Origin of the sequence: Sulfitobacter sp. CW3, assembly GCF_019392245.1 — a bacterium.
GTDB lineage: Bacteria > Pseudomonadota > Alphaproteobacteria > Rhodobacterales > Rhodobacteraceae > Sulfitobacter.
Genome location: NZ_JAHXRL010000008.1, coordinates 35,908 through 53,395, shown reverse-complemented (window position 1 = coordinate 53,395; position 17,488 = coordinate 35,908). Strand labels below are relative to the sequence as shown.

Here is a 17,488-nt window from a genome sequence, read left to right as displayed (position 1 = left end):
TCGGCCGGGGCCTTGTGCGCCATGACTTGTCTGGCCAGTTGAAATCGCTTCTCGGGGACCCCGCCATGTGCATCAACCAATCGACATATGCCGTGGTCAGGGCCGCAGAGGACAGGCCACACGTTAACCGCCCAAGTGTTGAGTGCCAATATGCATCGAGCCCGCGCGGGTCGACTTGTTCGGTGCTCATAGCTGCGACCTTTCCACCAGTGCCACACCGGCGGCAATCGCGTCGCTGGGGTGCGTGACAACATGTTCGGAGAACTCCAACCCCTGTATCACCTCGACCATGCGGTCGTTGCGCCGGCCCAATGTAACGGCCCGCTTTTCAGCGACCCCGTCCAAATCCACAAACACCGCCCAGCCCGTGTCATTTCTAAAGGCGGCGCTTAGCGGAATTTGCAAGACATCCTCGGCACGCCATTCAACAACCCGCAGAAAGACCGAAAACCCGTCCCCAAGGCTAGGACGGTTTTCTATGGGGCTGACCAGCTGGAAATACGCATCAACACGCTGTTCTTCGATCCCAAGCGCTGAAATCTTTGTGCGCGCTTTGGGGTCGATCCGGTCAAGCCTTGCCTCCAACACCTCTTCGCCGCCCCAACGCTCGACATAGGCCAAGGCACCGGGTTTAAGGCGCACGGCATCATTCGACAAAATGTCGGCCACCAGTTCAAGCTGGCCAGGATCGCCAATGCCAACCAAAGGCGTCCCGATGGACACGGGCCGTTCGCTGATGGCAGCAACCGATAAAACAACCCCGTCCGCAGGGGCTGTCAACTGAACACAGCAGCTATCCGGGGTGACGTTTCTACTTTCAGGGGGCAACAGACTGGCGCGCGCCCGTTCAATTGCGCCATCTGCCATCTCGATCCGTGCTTGAGCCGCCTCAATCGTGGCATTCGCGACGGCCAGACTTTGGGTGGCATCTTCCAACCGGGTGACAGAGGCAACGCCGCGTGTCACCAGCGCCTGCGTTCTTTCAAATTGCGACTGTGCAAAATGCGCTGTTTCCTCGGCCTGTTTCAGATCGGCTTGGGCAACCAGCCGCGCGGCTGTTGCCTCTTGCAACGCGGCCTCTGCCTGAAGCTGTGCCCGCGCGTCCAGCAACCCCGCCGAAGACGGCTTTACAATCGCAACGACAGTTTCGCCTTTGCGCACGCTATCCCCCTCGGCGACGGGTGACCGCATCGCTGTCCCTATGATCGGCGAGGCGACCTCGAACAGATCACGCACCTGCGTCTGGCCATCCGCATTTATGGTCACCTCAAGCGGCCCTCGGGTGACCGTTGCCAGATCGACAGCAACGGGATCGGTGCGGAAACTGAAATAAGACAGCCCGGCCACAAGCGTGACCCCGATGCCGATCAGTACAAGTGTACGTGTTGAATGGGCCATTTGTTCATTCCCTCGTTTTCATGACAGAAACCAGATCAAGCCGGTCCAGCCGACGGCGTACGATCATCACGGACGCAAGCGCGGCACCCAACACAACAAGACTGGCAAGTGCGAATGTCGACGGTTCCAGAACCAGCGGGATTGCATAAAGATCGCTGGTAAAGGCGCTGGTCATCAGCTGGGCGATCCCCGCACCAATCAGCCAGCCAAAGGGCTGCGCCACCAATGCGATTAGCATCATTTCACCCACCAGAATATAGGAGACCTCGCCGCGCCCAAAGCCAAGGATGCGCAGGCTGGCCAGTTCGCGCGCGCGCTCCGACAGCTGGATGCGGGCCGCGTTATAGGTCACTCCGATTGTGATCAGCACGGCCACCACGATGTAGATCGTGTTCATGACAACTATGTTTTCCTCGATCGTGTTCTCGAACGACCGGCGGTTTTCGTTCATCTCGACGATGCCGGCGATGTGCGGCGTGTTTTTGACCGCAGCATGGAGCGCGTCTGATTGATCCGTGTCCAGCGTGATGTTCACCGTGGAAACACGTGGTGCCTGCCTGAAAAGCGCGTTCAGATACTCGAGGTTCATATATGCCCCCAAGCCGAAGTGCTGTTCGACCAGTGCAGTGACTGTGACGCTAAATGTCTCGCGACGGCCTGTCAGGAATTCTATATCGACGTTTTCACCGGGCTTCACATCAAGGTGGGTTGCAAGCCGTTTTGACAAGACAACGCCGTTTGCGGGCACATCCAGCGGGTTGCCATCTGCATCCAGCACCCTGCTCAGATCATTACCGGGGCGCCGCGATTCAACCGGCACACGCTTGGTCAGATGGCCGTTGCGCAAAATAGCGGCGTGAAACTGCTGGCTTTCTGCCTGCAATACACCTGGTAGGTGGCGCACGTCTTCCAGAACCGCTTCGGGTAGGTCATCGGCAAACAGCAGCATCGCGTCTTGCCGGTTGGTTTGGTAAAACGCCATATCGACGATCTCGGTAAGGGCGTCGTTGATAAAGGTCGACGAGACGACCGACGCAACAGCCAGCGCCAGACCCAAGGATGTCAAAAAACTGCGCAGCGGCCAGCGCAAGAGCGAACGCAAGATCATGACAGTGGATTGCGACAGCCGCATATGTGCCATCGCGTCGTCGATGAACGACCGCTTGAACCGGGGCGGGGCGGGGGGTTGCATGGCGATCGCGGGGGCCAGCCTTGCGGCCTTGAGGGCTGCTTGCGTTGCTCCAAGACTGGTGGTCAGCAGGGCTGCCAATCCTGACGCGGCATAGACCCAATAAGACACGCGGAAAATCAAAAACGGGAAGTCGAAGAACTGTGCATATTGCCAGGCCATTGTCCGCGCCAGCATTGTTCCGGCCACCCATCCGACACCCACGCCCACAACAGCAATCAAGGCGGCGAGCATCAGATAGTGAAGGCAAATTTCGGTGTTTGAATATCCGATGGCCTTGAGCAGCCCGATCTCGCTGCGTTCCAGCATGATGATCCGGCTCATTACCATGCTGACCAGAAAACCCGAGATCAAGAAAAAGATCGGCGGCAAGATCGCAGCCATTCCTTTCAGCTGTTTGATCTCGGCGTCCAGAAACGCATCAGATTGCTGCGTCGTGCGGTCATAGGCACCCAGCCCGCCGAAAGGCTCCAGCAGCGTGTCAAGCGCGTCAATCACGGGCGCGGTCGTCATGCCGGATGCCACCGCAATTGAGACATCGTTAAACGCGCCCGTCATATCATACGCCGCAGCCGCTGCGCGTTCAGGCATCCAGATGATGCCAAAGGCCTCGTTGTCGGGCATCAATGCACCGGGCCCGATAGTATAGACAAACTCGGGCGACAATGCGGTGCCAACGATCGTCAGGGTGCGTTTTTGCCCTCTGAGATTGGCGCTAAAGCTGTCACCCAGCTTGAAACCATTTGCGATTGCAAAGGGTTCATTCACCACAATTTCTTTGGTGCTGATAGGGTCGGGAAAACGACCCTTTACCAGAAAAGGAAGGTTTAATAGCGGGTCAGAGTCTTCGGGGTAGGAAAGAACTTTTCCAACAGCCGTTCTGGTTCGCCCGGGAATATCCAAAGTTGCAGCGCCAGTAATCCGCGTCTCGACGCTCATCACGCCATCGATGCGGGCAATTTCGGCCAGCAGTGACAAAGGCGCACGTCTGGTTTGGGCAAAAATATCGGCAAAGCGGTTGCGCTCGTAATAGGCAGTGCGCGTTTCAGACAGCGCCTTGTACATCCCGACAGACGTCAAAAGGATCGCCACGCCGCAGGCCAACACCAAAGCAATCGCAACCGCCTGTAGCCAAAGCCGCCTGAAATCACGCAGTAATTTGATGTCTATTGCCTGCATCGGACCTACCAGACGATCTCTGAGGGGGCGACTCGTGTCTTGTTGACCCGCGTTTCGCTGATTTTACCGTCTTGGAAAAAGATCACCCGATGCGCCATGCGCTGGATTTCGGCGTTGTGGGTGATGACAACGGTGGTGGTGCCAAAGCGCTCGTTGATATCGCGTAAAACCTCGAGCACTTGCACACCTGTGCTGCTGTCCAGCGCCCCTGTCGGTTCGTCACATAACAGGATCTGCGGGCGCTTTGCGATGGCCCGCGCAATGGCAACACGTTGCTGTTCACCCCCCGACATCTCGGACGGGAAATGATCCATCCGGTTGCCCAGACCGACCAGCGTCAGGGCTTCTTCGGCGGGCATGGGGTCGGGGGAAACATCGGTGACCAGTTGCACATTCTCGCGCGCTGTCAGGCTGGGCACCAGATTGTAGAATTGGAAAACAAAGCCCACGTGATCACGCCGGTATTTGGTCAACCCACGATCCGACATGTCGGTCAGTTCGGTACCATCGAACCAAACACGCCCGTCCGTCGCATGATCCAGTCCGCCAAGAATATTCAAAAGCGTTGATTTACCGCTGCCAGAAGGGCCAAGCAGAACCGTCAACTCACCTTTGAACAGTTCAAGATCGACGCCAGCCAACGCGTAAACCTTTACGTCACCGGTTTCGTAAACCTTGGTAACACCTTCAGTTTTAAAAACGACTTCTGCCACATGCGCCTCCTAGGTGGGTCCTAGATAGACATCCGTGCTGGAACCGGATTGATTGATCTCAATTCAAAGGCCGAAAGCTTTGGGTATCAGAAATTTTCCTGCACCGGAAAAGTGAATAGCCCCTAGATTTGTAGACGCCTTGCTTGTTAATTTTGGAAGCAAGGAGACAGTGATGTCAGGGATTAGATTTACGGATGAGTTCAAGCGTGATGCGGTCGCCCAAGTGGTGGATCGCGGATATTCAGTAGCTGAGGTGTCGGAGCGATTAGGGATCAGCACCAAATCACTGTACACGTGGAAGGCGCATTTTTCGCAGCCGCGCAAGCAGATCAACGAGACCGCCGAACAGGCTGCGGAGAGCAGACGCTTGAAGAAGGAACTGGCCCGCGTATCTGAGGAGCGCGATATCTTAAAAAACCGTTCCGGGTTGTGGCCCGCCTGCGCGCGGTAGAAACAGCCTTTGCTAGTGTTGCGCTATGAAGGGCAGCGGCCGTTCGCTTATTGGTGGTCTGTCTTTGGGCAGAACCCCGTTAAAAAACGTGGTCCATGGGTTGATGCGAACTTGAGAGTGGTGACACCGCCTTGCGGTGATCCCGGTTAGGAAGATGACGGATTTGCATAGCCCACGCCCTTCTGTTGCCAACAGGAGGACAGAAGATGGCGAAGCAAAAGACCCACAAGATCCCGACGATTGAGACTGTGAACATTGGCGCTGCCGCCGTTGACATCGGTTCACGCGAACACATGGCGGCTGTAAACCCAGAGGTGACGGATGCACCGGTGCGTGCGTTTGGCACGTTCACGCATGATCTGCACGATTTGGCCGATTGGTTTAAATCACACGGTGTGACCAGCGTTGCGAAGGAATCCACCGGGATCCCAGCTTACGAGATACTTGAGCAGCACGGCTTTGAGGTCATTCTGGTCAACGCTCGCTACGCCAAGAACGTGCCCGGCCGGAAGACCGACGTCAGCGCTGCCAGCTGGCTTCGACAATTGCATTCCTACGGCTTGCTACGCGGCAGCTTTCGACCAACGGCCGAGATTGCGACCTTGCGAGCCTATCTGCGCCAGCGTGAACGGTTGGTGGAATATGCAGCGGCCCACATTCAACACATGCAGAAAAGCACTGATGGAGATGAACCTCCAACTGCGTCATGTTGTGTCTGACATCACGGGCATTACGGGGATGAAGATCATCCGCAGCATCGTCGCCGGCGAACGGGATTTGGACGTGTTGGCCTCCTATCGTGACGTGCGTTGCAAGGCTTCAACTGAGACAATCAAAGCTGCACTCAATGGAAATGATCGTCCCGAACACATCTTCGCGCTGACCCAGTCGCTCGAACTCTATGACTTCTATCAGGCCAAGGTGCTGGAATGTGATCGTCATCTTGAGGCTACACTGGCGGTATTAGGCTCGGACACTGAATATGATCACAGCAAGTTGCCGCGCCCGCGCACCAAGACCAAGCAGGTCAGTACGCCTTCGTTTGACGTGCGGGCCGCGCTGTTTGGCGTTCTCGGCGTTGATTTGACGCAAATCCATGGGATGGGCCCGTCTCTGTCGCTCAAGTTGGTTGGCGAATGCGGCACTGATTTGCGCGCATGGCTAAGTGCTAAACACTTCACGTCATTGCTCTGTCTGGCACCGGGCAACAAGATATCTGGAGGAAAGGTGTTATCATCCCGAACACGGCGATCATCCAGCCGCGCCGCAGCTCTCTTGCGATTGGCAGCCGTCACGATTGGGCGGAGTGACATTGCTTTGGGCGCATTCTACCGCCGACTGGCCGCGCGCGCGGGTAAGGCCAAAGCAGTCACATCCACAGCACGCAAGATGGCGGTCCTGTTCTACAACACCCCGCGCCACGGCATGACCTATCAGGACCCCGGCGCGTCCCATTATGAGGAAAGATACCGCAATCGCGTGCTCGGCAATCTCAAGCGACGGGCCAAGTCATTCGGGTATGATTTACAAGAATTACCTGCACAGACCAACATGACTATTTCTTAGGAAGGGCACCGCGTACTTCGCCAGGGATGCAAAGTGAGGTACGCGTTTATCGTCGAGCATCGTCCGTTGTTTTCGGTTCGCGCGATGTGTCGTTGCCTGTGCCTGCATCCAAGTGGATTTTATGCGTGGGTTAAAAATCCGTTAAGCCATCAGTCGTCGTCGATAATACTTTGGATCGTCAATTCGATGTCCAAGCCCCCAACAGCGCCTGGGTAACAGATATTACCTACGTTAAAACACATGAAGGGTTCTCATATCTGGCGGTTGTGATCGATCTCTTTTCACGGCGTATCGTGGGATGGTCGATGCAATGCCGACAACCAACAGACCTCGTATTGCAGGCGCTGCTGATGGCTGTTTCGAGGCGCAAACTAACGGACAAAGTTCTTGTACATTCTGACCAAGATTCACAGTTCACAAGCATTGATTGGGCGTCGTTTCTCAAGCACCACAATCTGGAACACAGCATGAGCCGCCGTGGGAATTGTCATGATAATGCCGTGGCCGAGAGCTTCTTCAACCTGCTTAAACGCGAACGCATCCGTCGCAGAACATATCAAACCAGAGACGACGCTAGATCTGACGTGTTCGACTACATCGAGATGTTCTACAACCCGAGGCGCAAGCACGCTAGAAATGGGATGCTGTCACCAGCGGACTTTGAAAGACAGCAACAACGGAAGCTGCAAGGCGTCTAAAAAATAGGGGCTATTCATAGTGCGGGTTCTGCGGCTGATAAAATCCCTTCCTATTGCAGTATTGCGGGAGATTGAGGGGGCAATTGCTGAAGGGCATTCGTCCTTTGTCACAGGCGAAGGGACTGCAGTTTTGCAGACTTTGTTACTCGACGAAGTGGCGGCCGCGGCGGTTGATCTCTATTCCAGAAACCTTCAATTTTCAGACGCAGAACTTCTTTAACTGGGGCTCGCCTCCGGACAAGAGGAGCTCGCACGCCGCGCAACTGCGGATGGTCTGCTCCGGATTGCTGTTGGGCGGAAATCAGCGCTGGAAAATCTAGCCGTGTTATTGCGCTTGTCGCCTCCAACGTGGCGGAGACCGATGTCGTCCCGACAACAGACCGGCCAAAGACTTACCTTGCAGATTTCAATGGCGTCGCGAGCGTGCTTGTGGATATGCAAGGGCTCGACGGCTCCACAAGGGTCACTGATACGGTCCTCGCAGAGTTGCAGCGCGCGGATCTTGTGATCTGGACAATCCGCGCGAACCGGCCTGCACGAGAGGTTGATCGGGCCAGTATTGCGCAGTTCTATCAGTTTTTCGAAGATCAACCAAGCGGCGTATGCCACCGATGATTTTCGTCATCACCTGTATCGATGAAATCCTCCGCGACTGGCCTTTGCCCGAAAACTTCCTGACCGATGAGGCAATGGTTCAAGTCACTGAAGTCGTGGCAGCAGTTGCGGGTGAAATCAGTCAACCCAGCGTACATCCAATTCCCGTCGCCCTTACAGAGTCTGACTGGAACGTTGCAACATTGCGCGAGCGTGTCGATAGCTATGTCGGCGAGGCGCTGATGACCCAGCGTAATCGCCTGCGCGTCGAAAATCAAAAGACAGGGCTTCTGAATGAAACGCCTCGCGTGCGCCGCGGCATAAGCCAAGCGATTGCTGCTTTCGGACCTCGTACTTCGGGTAAGAAAGATGATGATACCCAAGCAGACAACTTGGCTTGTTTAGGTGTTGAAACGTTTCGAAGAGCAACTGTCCCGACATTTCAAAATCAGTCAAATACGGGGGGGCTTACTAAGAACAGGCTTTCAGCGTCGGAAAACTCCTCCAGCGCTGGCTCTTGAGGTTACGTGACGAACGATACGGCCAGATCCGCTATGGTTAAAATGAGGAATACGACGGCTGCCGACAGAAAGATGCCCAAACCGATAAAACGCCCGTCGCGCTGTATGAGCCCCCACGAAAGACACGCTAGGGCAACAGCGGGCGGACCATTCACCAAAGGGATCGGCAGCAGTAAAAGAAGCGACATCAGCAGGCAAAAGACGCCGACCAACCTTTCACTCCGCCCCAGCACTGACGGTCGGTCGCGACTCATACGTTCAACATAGCGAAGCGGCCGGATCAAATGGCGCGAGATCATTGCGATCACGCGGTGCGGAATTTTGAGTTCGCGGGCACGCGCAGGTAAGTCGCCCCGCTCGCCAAAAATCGCCAAATGTGCGGAAACAGCAATGAGAGGTATACCCAAAATCGCCCCAGCGCTAGGTATTGGCAAGGGAACGCATTCTGGTAGCGCCATCAAAAGGATTGCAATCCCATGTATACGTGTGCTGGCTAGGTCGATCACCTCGCCTAGCGTCACATAGCCGCTCAATTGGCCGTTTTCATCCAACACCTGGATAAGCGCCGCAAAACCAGTTTCGTGCGCGTCCGATGGTGGATCATTTTCCAAATCTTCGGCCTCTGGTTCGGTCAGTATTAGGCATCAGTAAGTGACGATCACGATAGCCTGCATCCCAAATTGCATCTCTGAAATCTGCATCATCCTTTGCTTCAATCGCTGAAAAGTAAAGTGTAGGTTCCCAGAAGATAGACATGGATTATAGCCATCAGAATGATGGAAGCGCTTATGGAGCGACTCGTTGTCAAGGCACCGCGGCGTTTTATTTTTCTGCAAGTAATACTGCGGCCTGCCGCATCGCATGTTCAGATGGTTTGTGATTGAGTGCAAGGACTACTTTTCACATCAGATATTTGGAACCATATGTTCTGACCTGCGCTACCAAGAACGACCGTTGACTGACCGTTTCCACAAAATCAGCCCTTGGTGTGAACGCAGCGAAGGCCCTCTTTGTCCGCAGACTGTCAGTTCGCGACTTTGGTGATTTCGCGGCCGCAGCGAATGACCGTAATGCGGGCGCGACCGCAGCATCTTGACCGGTCGGTGAAAGGTCGGAATGGGCCGACAGTAACAGCTTGATTTTATGCTCATGCGAAATGTTGCGGTACGGCATTTGGTAATGAGGGCTCTGAGCGGCCGTTAGATCAGTCGCAGAAAATCGTCCAGCGGGTTCCTTATGCTGCAATCTTGGACGGCCCACAGCTGCCCTTCAGCGATACGGCGCTATGCTTCGACGCGGCCCGTCGAACCGGCCATTCGCTGCAGGAGTGAAATCCGGCAATCAGCGAATTCACACGGTGCGAACAGACCCGTCATTCGATATTGCTCCGTGCGTGATGTTGTCCGGGGAAAAATCTGAGCGGCGTGAGGCAAAAGTTTTGGAGCCGGACTTGATCTAACGCAAGGCGCGCGCATGCCACGTCAGTTAACTTATCTGGCAATGGCAAGGAGGAAAACATGTATTCGAACATCATGATCCCAGTGGATCTTCGGCATACAGACCGACTGGACAAAGCCCTGTCGGTGGCGGCTGATATTGCGAAACTGTATGGGGCGAAAACGCATATTGTCGGCGTCGTCCAGACAGCTCCGAATGAAGTTGCGCGCGCTCCTGAAGAATATGCCGAAAAGCTTGCGGCCTTTGCCGCGGATCGTTCTAAGGAATTTGGGGTCATATTCGAACCACACGCCGAAATCGGTCATGATCCATCAATCGATCTTGACGACGTATTGAAACGGTTTGCGGATACAGTCGGGATCGATCTCATCATTATGGCAAGCCATATTCCTGGGATTGCTGAGCACTTTTTTGCCTCAAACGCTGGCCATCTTGCGTCGCACGCGAAAGTGTCCGTCTTCGTCATACGCTGACAAACGCATGAAGCGATCGCGTGCGTGTAGGATAAACCCTATTCTGGCCGGTAAGGGCTCCGAGCCGACTTGTGGCGATGCACGAGAAGATCGACTTCAGGATATTCTTTCGCATTGCTGCCGTTCGTGCATCGTGCAGCATTTTGTCGGCCCAATCGTCGGTCAGTGCGGACTTTGCGGGCATTGATATCTGATATTTCTATGTCCGCTTCGAGCTAGGCCTGTGCGATGAAGTTAAGAAATTGCAGCGCAGTCAAATGCTCCGGCTCAGCAAAACCAGCGCCGAAATGGTTGCCATCCCAAGCGCCCAAGGGCGAATTGCACCACGTTCAAATCGAATTGCAAGAGGGCGGGACGCCAACAATGCAAACGGTACTAAGGGCGCTAGAGAGACCGCAAAAGCAACTTGCGGAAGCGTGAGAACACCAGCAATTGCAAGAGCGATAATCGCTACAAACGCCCCGAAGCCATAGAATGCGTTCTGCGTGGCTGCCGCTCTGCGCGGCTCGATATTCGAGTATAGAATTGCCATCGGTGGTGCCCCGATCCCTGTCAGGGTTCCCATGACGCCTCCGATACCTCCTGCGACGAAGAGTGAGCCACCAGAGATCGGAAATGTCAGACCAAGCACGGTCAGAGCCACCGCAAACAGAACCACAAACCCAACGATAATGGCCAATGCGTCCGTTCCAACCACCGCCGCCGCTATGTAGGCGGCTATCCCTGCGCCAAGGATGCGACCAGCAAATCCGGGCGGCAGGTCTCGCCATTCCACGGCATCGCGAGCGTTCAACAGGGAGCCAGCACCGATGACAAAGCCGACCAGAACAACTGTTCCTGGCAGCCACTCGGGCGCAACCAACGCCATCACGGGTGCAGCAAACATGCCATAACCCGCGCCTGATAATCGCTGAACTAGGGTGCCAACCAACACCGTTATGGCGCAGACCAGCCACGGCCCCAATTCAGGCAATAATGTTGCTGGCATAAAGTGAGGCTTTCTTTTGGCTATTGGCTGCGCGTTAGACAATAACGCGATAGCGGCCATTTATCCACAATTCAGCATCCGGAAAAATGGGCTCTTCGCGGCCATCGGAGGCAATGCAGCATCCGCCATGCCACATGGTTACATCACCATAAAGGACGGCCACTGCGGACCTTCACGGATAACAGGGCAGATGACCGCTCCCAGCGCGCTCTGCTGATTTTACAGTTAGACAAGCCTGCACGTAAGCTTAGTTCGGCAACGATGGTTGCGCCCTCCCGCAACCAGATTTACCGAACACCCGCAGCTGAAACGCTGCGGGTGTTCTTTTTTGCGCCAAGCCCCTAGTATCGTAGACGCTTTCTTTCATAATTTTGAGGCAAGGAGGACGTTATGGGGAAGTTAAATTTCAGTGAAGATTTCAAGCGTGATGCTGTGCATCCGCTGCCCGGCAGTCGATAAGCAATATCGATGAAAGGGGGATCATGGTACGCGGATATCCAGTTCGTGAGGCTTTGGAGCGATTGGGCTTCACCACCTAATCGCTTTACAAATGGATGGAGCTTTACGCCAAGGCGGCGTTACAAGCATCATCTGTGGACCACGAGGTTGAGAACCGCAGGCTCAAGCGTGAGCTGTCGCGGAAGACCGAGGAACGCGATATCCTAAAAAAAAATCCGCTCACTTCGCAAAGGATGCAAGGTGAAGTGCGCGTTTGTCGCTGAGCACCGCCCTATCTTTTCGGTGCGCAGGGTGTGCCACTGCCTCAACATCCATCCCAGTGGGTTCTGTGCAGGGATTAAGAACCCGTTAAGCCGCCGTGGACGTGAGAAAGCGCGCCATGCAACCGGTCTGTGAAACAAAGACGAATATAATATGCTAGTGAATTACACTTGTCTTCTGCAGCCTCGGATCAATGAAATTGAGTACGGCCGCCCGCCCGGTCAAACCAAGCTTACGGCAGGCGCGAGATTTATAGGTTTCAGCAGATTTTGGACTGATGCCAAGCTCGTATCCAATTGCCTTGAGGGTATATCCCCGACCGTAATATTGTAATATTTCCCTTTCTCGCTGGCTAAGCTTTGGCGCGCGATTAAGGTGTTTTATACCCACTACATCAGCGATTATGTTTGCAAGTTCTTTCGAGTCGACCTCATTGGAGGCAACATATCGGACGGATTGCGCGTGAACCAGATCACCCGCAGGTCCGCCATACAAAAGAACAGAAAATTTATCACTATTCAAAAGGCATTCAATATCATGTTCTTTTTCCCTAATAATACTGGGGTCCACAATATATAGTTTTTTTTCCACTTTAGGTTGTGGGAAGGCTCGCTTGTTGCAGGGCGTTGTATTTACTCTGTTATCCAAAATGGAAACAGCTTTTCTTACGCGCGTTCTAATAAATTCGTTTTCGGTAAATAAAAATACACCCAGCCGAAATTTCTGGAATGTGATCTTTGGAAGTTCGTTATAAAAATTAGACATCTTTCGCTACCTCATAAACTATCGAGATCTTCAATGCCTGTAGGGTGGTTCTATCAAATGTGTGTGCTGCTCTTCCAAAATGTAAGAACTAACCAATTAAAATGGGGCGTTTGCCGCACCTTATAAGAATGTGTCAACAATGTGCCTCATTATGAGGAAGGTTAACGAAATCTACAAGCCCTAACGGATTCACGACTTGGATCTCAAGCGCAATATCGAATAAGTCACTGATACATAAGTATCATTCAAAAATTCAAGCGTCACCGATCTTGTAGGGTTTTTCCTGACTTTATGATTTTTTATCGCTGCTCCATGCTTCTTAGTATTCCAAATGAAGCTTTTAAATCCGAATCTAATCACTAAGTCCTTTACGCCATCATTTCTGATTCTACTGGCACCAAGGCATATATAGTTATTTTCAACTATAGGTTTAAAAGCTTTCCCAACGGAATAGTAGATTGCAGGCATGCTTGGAATCTATCCGAATAAATTGTCCCGCAACGGGGTCCAATGCAACTGGAGGCCATTATGACTAAGTTCCTTACAACAACAGCGATTGCCACGATTCTCGCGATGCCTGCTATGGCAGAGCAAACCGATATATCGCAAACGGTAAAAGCTCTACAATTAGCACTAAACTCAATTGATATCAGCGACGATGCTTCAGGCGTATCGCAAGCCGGGATCAACGCGGCAAATATCATCTCAATCGACTTTGGGTCGCTCGATGACGTGGAGCAACTTTCGGAAGACTGGATGAAGCAGGTTTCGGTCAATGACTTCGAAACCCAGGGCACTTTTTACAATAACGCTATGCTGAGCGACGTCAGCCAGTCGGGAACCAACGTTCTGAACAGCATCGACCTGACCACTGATGGGGGTCCAAGCTACGATATTAACCGACTGTCCCAGAAAATCGATGATGCAAGTCAAAAAGCAGTCAACGACATTGATATTCGCAATGGCACGAGCATTGACATCGATCAAGACGCTACCAACGTGATGAACATGGCAGCGATGGATGACCTGCGTGACGATTCTTGGGGCCCAGACCTTCTACAGACGGTCGATGACAGCTCTCAAAAGGCGAGCAACAAGTTTGACATCGATCTTGGCGTAGAAAATATTGCTCAGGACGCTGTCAACGTAATGAACCTCGCCGAGGTTGAGGATGATCTGAAAGGTGATTCTTTCCAAATCGTTGAGTACAGCCCGCAGTCTGCCACCAACAGTGCATTTGATACCGAAATCGGGGCTTCGATCGAAAACTTGATGCAAAGTGCGGTTAACATCGCAAACAGTTTGGATGTTGGTGGAAACAGCACACATGGTGGTTCAGAGTACGGGGCTTCCATTACGCAAGTTTACAAGGGCTATGGAAGTGGTCAACTTGCTAGCAACTTGGTGAAATTCAGCACCGGAGGCGTAACCGGACCGGTCGCGACCAGCAGTAATGACTACATCGACCAGTCAGCTCTGAACGCCATCAACTTGGCGACTGTCACTGATGTTGGCTGGACCATTTCCCAATCTGCGAAACATGTTGATCAGCAAGCGATGAACAACGCACAGGGTGTCGGCGTGGGCTGGGGCGCAGACATCACCAACTTTGATCAAAGCGCTACCAACGTCGGTAACATTCTTTCGGCGGGTGCTTTGCCTGATCTGTCAGGCATGACGGAAGTGTCTCAGAACTTCTCGGGCTTCCAAATGGCGCAGAACGGTATGATCGGTGCTGATGATCTGAGCGCAGTTACGCAAGCTGCAACAAACGTCATCAACTCGGTCAGCGGGCTGTAAGCGAAGCAATTTTGCACACGGGGCGGCGAGGATCTTGCCGCTCCGAACTAAATTAATTCGGCCAGTCAGGTGATAAGAATATGGTACGCTCCATACGCAAATGCTTATCCGTCTTGGCCTTTTTCAGTATTTCCACATCCGCTAATGCGCAGACAGGGTTCGACCCAAAACTTATTACGAACCAAAGCATGGCTGGTGACCAAACCTCGTTGAATTACCTCAACAACCGGCGGTCATCTATACTGAATGGGAGCCCGACAGAAGCTACTCCAAATCAGGCTTTCGGGCGAGATGCTGTTTACGAGCTGGCTCCAGTTTCGTTGACGTCCCAAGAACTCAGCCAATCTATTTTGAACGCAGCAAACATTCTTTTGGCGACGGGAACCAACGTGGATAGCATTCGTCAATCCATGCAGGGTAACCAGATTGCGACCAATACCGCTGAGAATTATAATTTTGATGTTCCCCTCGTTTCGGTTCAGACTGGCGAAAACCTTTCAAACATCGTGATTGCCAATCGCATTGACAACGTCACTCAATCTTTTGGCCCTGGAGCCGCCCAAGGCGTGTTTAATAATCTGCGCAGCGCAGGGGCGGCACTTGGGAGTGTGAGCCAAATCGGTAGGAACACAGCAAACGTTGCAACCGCCGAGATATCGATCGGATCTGGCGGACAATACTTCCCCCGCGACACGTCGCAACTGATTGAAAACAGAGTGGCTGTTATCAATCCCTTGGGGAACGCTTTTGATATCGTTCAGTCAGGGGCCAACATCGGCAACGTTCTCGTCGCAGATGAGGTCAAGAATGTGACGAGAGTGTTTAGCGGCACCCAGACCGTCAGGAATATTGTGACCTATCCCCAAGGAAACGTACCAATTCGCCTAACGCAAACTGGTTTGAACATTGCAAACTTTGTAAGCGCGACCAGAGTTGACGGGCTTTCGCAGGTTTCCGACGGCACCCAAATCGTTGAAAACTCGGGCGATGACCATTCGTTGGCGGAAATAAACAATCGCGTGACCGACCACAGCTACTCGAGCACAAGCGTCGTAAACCTGCTGGAAGTGAATGAGCCGACATCGTCGGATCATGTCATGATTAAAAACACGACGATAAGCGCGACCCAGACAGCCAACCAACCGCAACGCGTTCAAAGCAACAACGGAACGCATTCGCAAATTGGTAATTCTACATCAATCATCAGATAACCTGAGCGCAATTGATGTAGAATTAATAGGACAATTCAGAACAGGATTCCGACCGGCACCAAGGCCCCGACAATATCCGGGGTGCTTCGGGCCAGGACTTTGGTCTTTTCGTCGTATATTCAACCGCCAGTTCTCCGTACCTTACGGCACGATCTTGCAGTTTTTCAGTACAGATAGACGCACTCTGCGCCCTCACCAATCTGGTGGTGATGCGCCGCATCTTTTGGTCAATTGCCAAAGGCTCCGCCATCCCTAAAGCAGTAAAGAAGGTCAGAACCTCACCGGAATCCGACATCGGAGAGCCAGGAATGACATCCTCGCAGGTCAATGCCAAAGACCGATAACTCACCATCGATTCAAGAAAAACTTTAGGGTCGTAAACGTCGTTCCCGGCAGCCGCACTCCCGGCTTCTTGTGCTGTGGCGATGCCTGAAAAGCCCGCCAGCAACCCGTATGAAAGCGCGAAACACCGTGTGAGCCTCATCCCGCAACCTCTACGTAGTTCTTGGGCAGCAAACGATCACAGCTTCCATCATGCTTCAGGGTGGTTGACACAATATTGTATGCAGCCTCGGCGAGCATCCATCTAATGCCTGAATGAAGACCTTCTTGGCTCTTCGATCCAATTTTTACATCAAAAAGCTCACTGTCGAAAAACCGGAAAATCGAACCGTACACTTCGACACCCACAGCTTGCTTTGAGTATGCCTCGGCCATAACCAACTCTGTTGATCTCGTGTCGGTGACCCGAATGTCCGCACCAACGGTCAGGGCGAACTTACGGTTGCCGCCGCCAATGCCAAACAAAGATGCTTCGGTGCCCCCTGAATATGTATTGAAATCAAGTTGTGTTACCGCACCGTCGATCACCAGATCGGACCCAAGCAATGCGCCTCGTTCGAGCGGGCGATAAGGAAGCCGTTCCCCCTCGACCACCGCGTCTTGGCCGTCGCCGAGTATTTGTTCACGTGCCCGGGCGATTTCGAACTCGGTAACGACGGTGTTTACCCGGTTAACCTGTTTCACACCGGCTTTGGATAGCGCCGTCACCAGCATACCAGCCGTGTCGCGTGGGACGTAGGGTCCGTCCTCGTCTACCGAAAATTTCTGGGTCAAATCGCTGATTGAATGAACGGCAAAAACTGTACGGCTCCGCTTTACTGCAGAAGACCCCGCGAGACACTCGAGCGCTTGATCAGCGGGCGTGTCAATCGTAACTGGTATTGCGCCATTATATGGAGCTTCGGGTTGAACCAGTTGTGGCGGCAGGCCTTCGCATCCGGACACCAAAGCGGAGACCAAGACCCCGACCGTGTATTTAATAGGACTCAATTTTCCGTACTCCCGATACTGGAGAGACGGCTGGCTGCGTCATCAACTGCGGCCGAAGTGTCATCAGTGATTGTAGCGTTGGCTTCCCCACTCGCTTCTTGAATCGTTTGATTGCCGTTGTTGTCTTGTCCAGTGTCAATGGTGTTGTCGCCATTCCCGTTAATCGTAATCGAAAGCAAGTTCCCGGTTTGGCCTCCCGCGGCAGCACCCGCTGCTGTCAGAGAACGCTCATAAATTTTGAAATTTAGACGCGTTTGCTCGCCGCTCAGCAGAATTTGGCGCTCCGACGGCGTCCTAAATTGCCATGATCCAGACTCGCTCAACCCATTTGCTGATGCGGTGCCAGCAAACAACGTGAAACACATTAGATATTTTAACATCAATTACTCCAACCCAATAAAGTGATGTCCGAAAAAAGCCACAATTCAACGA

At 53.2% G+C, this 17,488-nt stretch carries 15 protein-coding genes and 4 pseudogenes; 10 read left to right on the top strand and 9 right to left on the bottom strand.

Features of this window, described 5'->3' with window-relative positions; translation table 11 throughout:
• Window positions 1-64: 64 nt before the first annotated feature.
• The 4 genes and pseudogenes from KZZ06_RS22745 to KZZ06_RS16285 all read right to left on the bottom strand — a co-directional run.
• A pseudogene (locus KZZ06_RS22745) lies at window positions 65-190 on the bottom strand (poly-beta-hydroxybutyrate polymerase N-terminal domain-containing protein); the annotation flags it as partial.
• Window positions 187-1,398, bottom strand: a complete 1,212-nt coding sequence (locus KZZ06_RS16295) for an efflux RND transporter periplasmic adaptor subunit (protein WP_219581179.1) — start codon at window positions 1,396-1,398, stop codon at window positions 187-189. The pseudogene KZZ06_RS22745 and the gene KZZ06_RS16295, both read right to left, overlap by 4 nt.
• A gap of 4 nt (window positions 1,399-1,402) precedes the next feature.
• The gene (locus KZZ06_RS16290) at window positions 1,403-3,766 is read right to left on the bottom strand and encodes an ABC transporter permease (RefSeq protein WP_219581178.1); all 2,364 of its coding nucleotides are present in this window, start codon (window positions 3,764-3,766) and stop codon (window positions 1,403-1,405) included.
• Between the two features lie 5 nt (window positions 3,767-3,771).
• Window positions 3,772-4,479, bottom strand: coding sequence for an ABC transporter ATP-binding protein (locus KZZ06_RS16285; RefSeq protein ID WP_219581177.1), 708 nt, complete (start codon window positions 4,477-4,479; stop codon window positions 3,772-3,774).
• 172 nt (window positions 4,480-4,651) lie between these two features.
• Between KZZ06_RS16285 and KZZ06_RS16280 the strand changes: the two are divergent.
• From KZZ06_RS16280 to KZZ06_RS16260, 6 genes and pseudogenes are all read left to right on the top strand, one after another.
• Window positions 4,652-4,894 (top strand): annotated as a pseudogene (locus KZZ06_RS16280) (transposase); the annotation flags it as partial.
• Window positions 4,895-5,136: 242 nt separating this feature from the next.
• A complete protein-coding gene (locus tag KZZ06_RS22555) occupies window positions 5,137-5,649 on the top strand; it encodes a transposase (protein WP_257884413.1) in 513 nt (170 codons plus the stop codon).
• On the top strand, window positions 5,642-6,496 hold the full coding sequence (locus KZZ06_RS22670; RefSeq protein WP_308340033.1) for a transposase: 855 nt from the start codon (window positions 5,642-5,644) through the stop codon (window positions 6,494-6,496). The genes KZZ06_RS22555 and KZZ06_RS22670 overlap by 8 nt, the downstream gene beginning before the upstream one ends.
• A gap of 9 nt (window positions 6,497-6,505) precedes the next feature.
• Window positions 6,506-7,194: pseudogene (locus KZZ06_RS16270) on the top strand (IS3 family transposase); the annotation flags it as partial.
• Window positions 7,195-7,389: 195 nt separating this feature from the next.
• Window positions 7,390-7,809: a GTPase gene (locus KZZ06_RS22740; protein ID WP_219581282.1), complete on the top strand. Its 420-nt coding sequence runs from the start codon at window positions 7,390-7,392 to the stop codon at window positions 7,807-7,809.
• Window positions 7,806-8,309, top strand: coding sequence for a hypothetical protein (locus tag KZZ06_RS16260; RefSeq protein ID WP_219581175.1), 504 nt, complete (start codon window positions 7,806-7,808; stop codon window positions 8,307-8,309). Before KZZ06_RS22740 ends, KZZ06_RS16260 begins: the two co-directional genes overlap by 4 nt.
• A 2-nt stretch (window positions 8,310-8,311) precedes the next feature.
• Here KZZ06_RS16260 and KZZ06_RS16255 read toward each other — a convergent pair whose 3' ends face one another.
• A complete protein-coding gene (locus KZZ06_RS16255; protein ID WP_219581174.1) occupies window positions 8,312-8,920 on the bottom strand; it encodes an exopolysaccharide biosynthesis protein in 609 nt (202 codons plus the stop codon).
• Window positions 8,921-9,826: 906 nt separating this feature from the next.
• Here KZZ06_RS16255 and KZZ06_RS16250 point away from each other — a divergent pair.
• Entirely contained in the window at window positions 9,827-10,240 is a 414-nt protein-coding gene (locus KZZ06_RS16250; RefSeq protein WP_219581173.1) for a universal stress protein, read from the top strand.
• 253 nt (window positions 10,241-10,493) lie between these two features.
• Here KZZ06_RS16250 and KZZ06_RS16245 read toward each other — a convergent pair whose 3' ends face one another.
• Window positions 10,494-11,228, bottom strand: a complete 735-nt coding sequence (locus KZZ06_RS16245) for a TSUP family transporter (protein WP_219581172.1) — start codon at window positions 11,226-11,228, stop codon at window positions 10,494-10,496.
• Between the two features lie 390 nt (window positions 11,229-11,618).
• Between KZZ06_RS16245 and KZZ06_RS16240 the strand changes: the two are divergent.
• Window positions 11,619-12,065, top strand: a pseudogene (locus KZZ06_RS16240) (IS3 family transposase); the annotation flags it as partial.
• 39 nt (window positions 12,066-12,104) lie between these two features.
• On the opposite strand, the gene KZZ06_RS16235 reads toward KZZ06_RS16240, so the two are convergent.
• Window positions 12,105-12,713, bottom strand: a complete 609-nt coding sequence (locus KZZ06_RS16235) for a helix-turn-helix transcriptional regulator (RefSeq protein WP_219581171.1) — start codon at window positions 12,711-12,713, stop codon at window positions 12,105-12,107.
• A gap of 528 nt (window positions 12,714-13,241) precedes the next feature.
• Here KZZ06_RS16235 and KZZ06_RS16230 point away from each other — a divergent pair.
• Window positions 13,242-14,513 (top strand): hypothetical protein, encoded by a 1,272-nt coding sequence (locus KZZ06_RS16230; protein ID WP_219581170.1) that lies wholly within the window; start codon window positions 13,242-13,244, stop codon window positions 14,511-14,513.
• 188 nt (window positions 14,514-14,701) lie between these two features.
• Window positions 14,702-15,724, top strand: a complete 1,023-nt coding sequence (locus KZZ06_RS16225) for a hypothetical protein (protein WP_219581169.1) — start codon at window positions 14,702-14,704, stop codon at window positions 15,722-15,724.
• 480 nt (window positions 15,725-16,204) lie between these two features.
• Here KZZ06_RS16225 and KZZ06_RS16220 read toward each other — a convergent pair whose 3' ends face one another.
• Both KZZ06_RS16220 and KZZ06_RS16215 read right to left on the bottom strand, forming a co-directional pair.
• Window positions 16,205-17,011, bottom strand: coding sequence for a CsgG/HfaB family protein (locus tag KZZ06_RS16220; protein ID WP_308340035.1), 807 nt, complete (start codon window positions 17,009-17,011; stop codon window positions 16,205-16,207).
• A gap of 41 nt (window positions 17,012-17,052) precedes the next feature.
• Window positions 17,053-17,436, bottom strand: coding sequence for a hypothetical protein (locus KZZ06_RS16215; protein ID WP_219581167.1), 384 nt, complete (start codon window positions 17,434-17,436; stop codon window positions 17,053-17,055).
• Window positions 17,437-17,488: the final 52 nt, after the last annotated feature.

Bases quoted from the DNA above. Each gene is read 5' to 3' on its own strand.
- KZZ06_RS16295 (WP_219581179.1), bottom strand. From the start codon at position 1,398: ATGGCCCATTCAACACGTACACTTGTACTGATCGGCATCGGGGTCACG.
- KZZ06_RS16290 (WP_219581178.1), bottom strand. From the start codon at position 3,766: ATGCAGGCAATAGACATCAAATTACTGCGTGATTTCAGGCGGCTTTGG.
- KZZ06_RS22555 (WP_257884413.1), top strand. From the start codon at position 5,137: ATGGCGAAGCAAAAGACCCACAAGATCCCGACGATTGAGACTGTGAAC.
- KZZ06_RS16260 (WP_219581175.1), top strand. From the start codon at position 7,806: ATGATTTTCGTCATCACCTGTATCGATGAAATCCTCCGCGACTGGCCT.
- KZZ06_RS16250 (WP_219581173.1), top strand. From the start codon at position 9,827: ATGTATTCGAACATCATGATCCCAGTGGATCTTCGGCATACAGACCGA.
- KZZ06_RS16245 (WP_219581172.1), bottom strand. From the start codon at position 11,228: ATGCCAGCAACATTATTGCCTGAATTGGGGCCGTGGCTGGTCTGCGCC.
- KZZ06_RS16235 (WP_219581171.1), bottom strand. From the start codon at position 12,713: ATGTCTAATTTTTATAACGAACTTCCAAAGATCACATTCCAGAAATTT.
- KZZ06_RS16230 (WP_219581170.1), top strand. From the start codon at position 13,242: ATGACTAAGTTCCTTACAACAACAGCGATTGCCACGATTCTCGCGATG.
- KZZ06_RS16225 (WP_219581169.1), top strand. From the start codon at position 14,702: ATGGCTGGTGACCAAACCTCGTTGAATTACCTCAACAACCGGCGGTCA.
- KZZ06_RS16215 (WP_219581167.1), bottom strand. From the start codon at position 17,436: ATGTTAAAATATCTAATGTGTTTCACGTTGTTTGCTGGCACCGCATCA.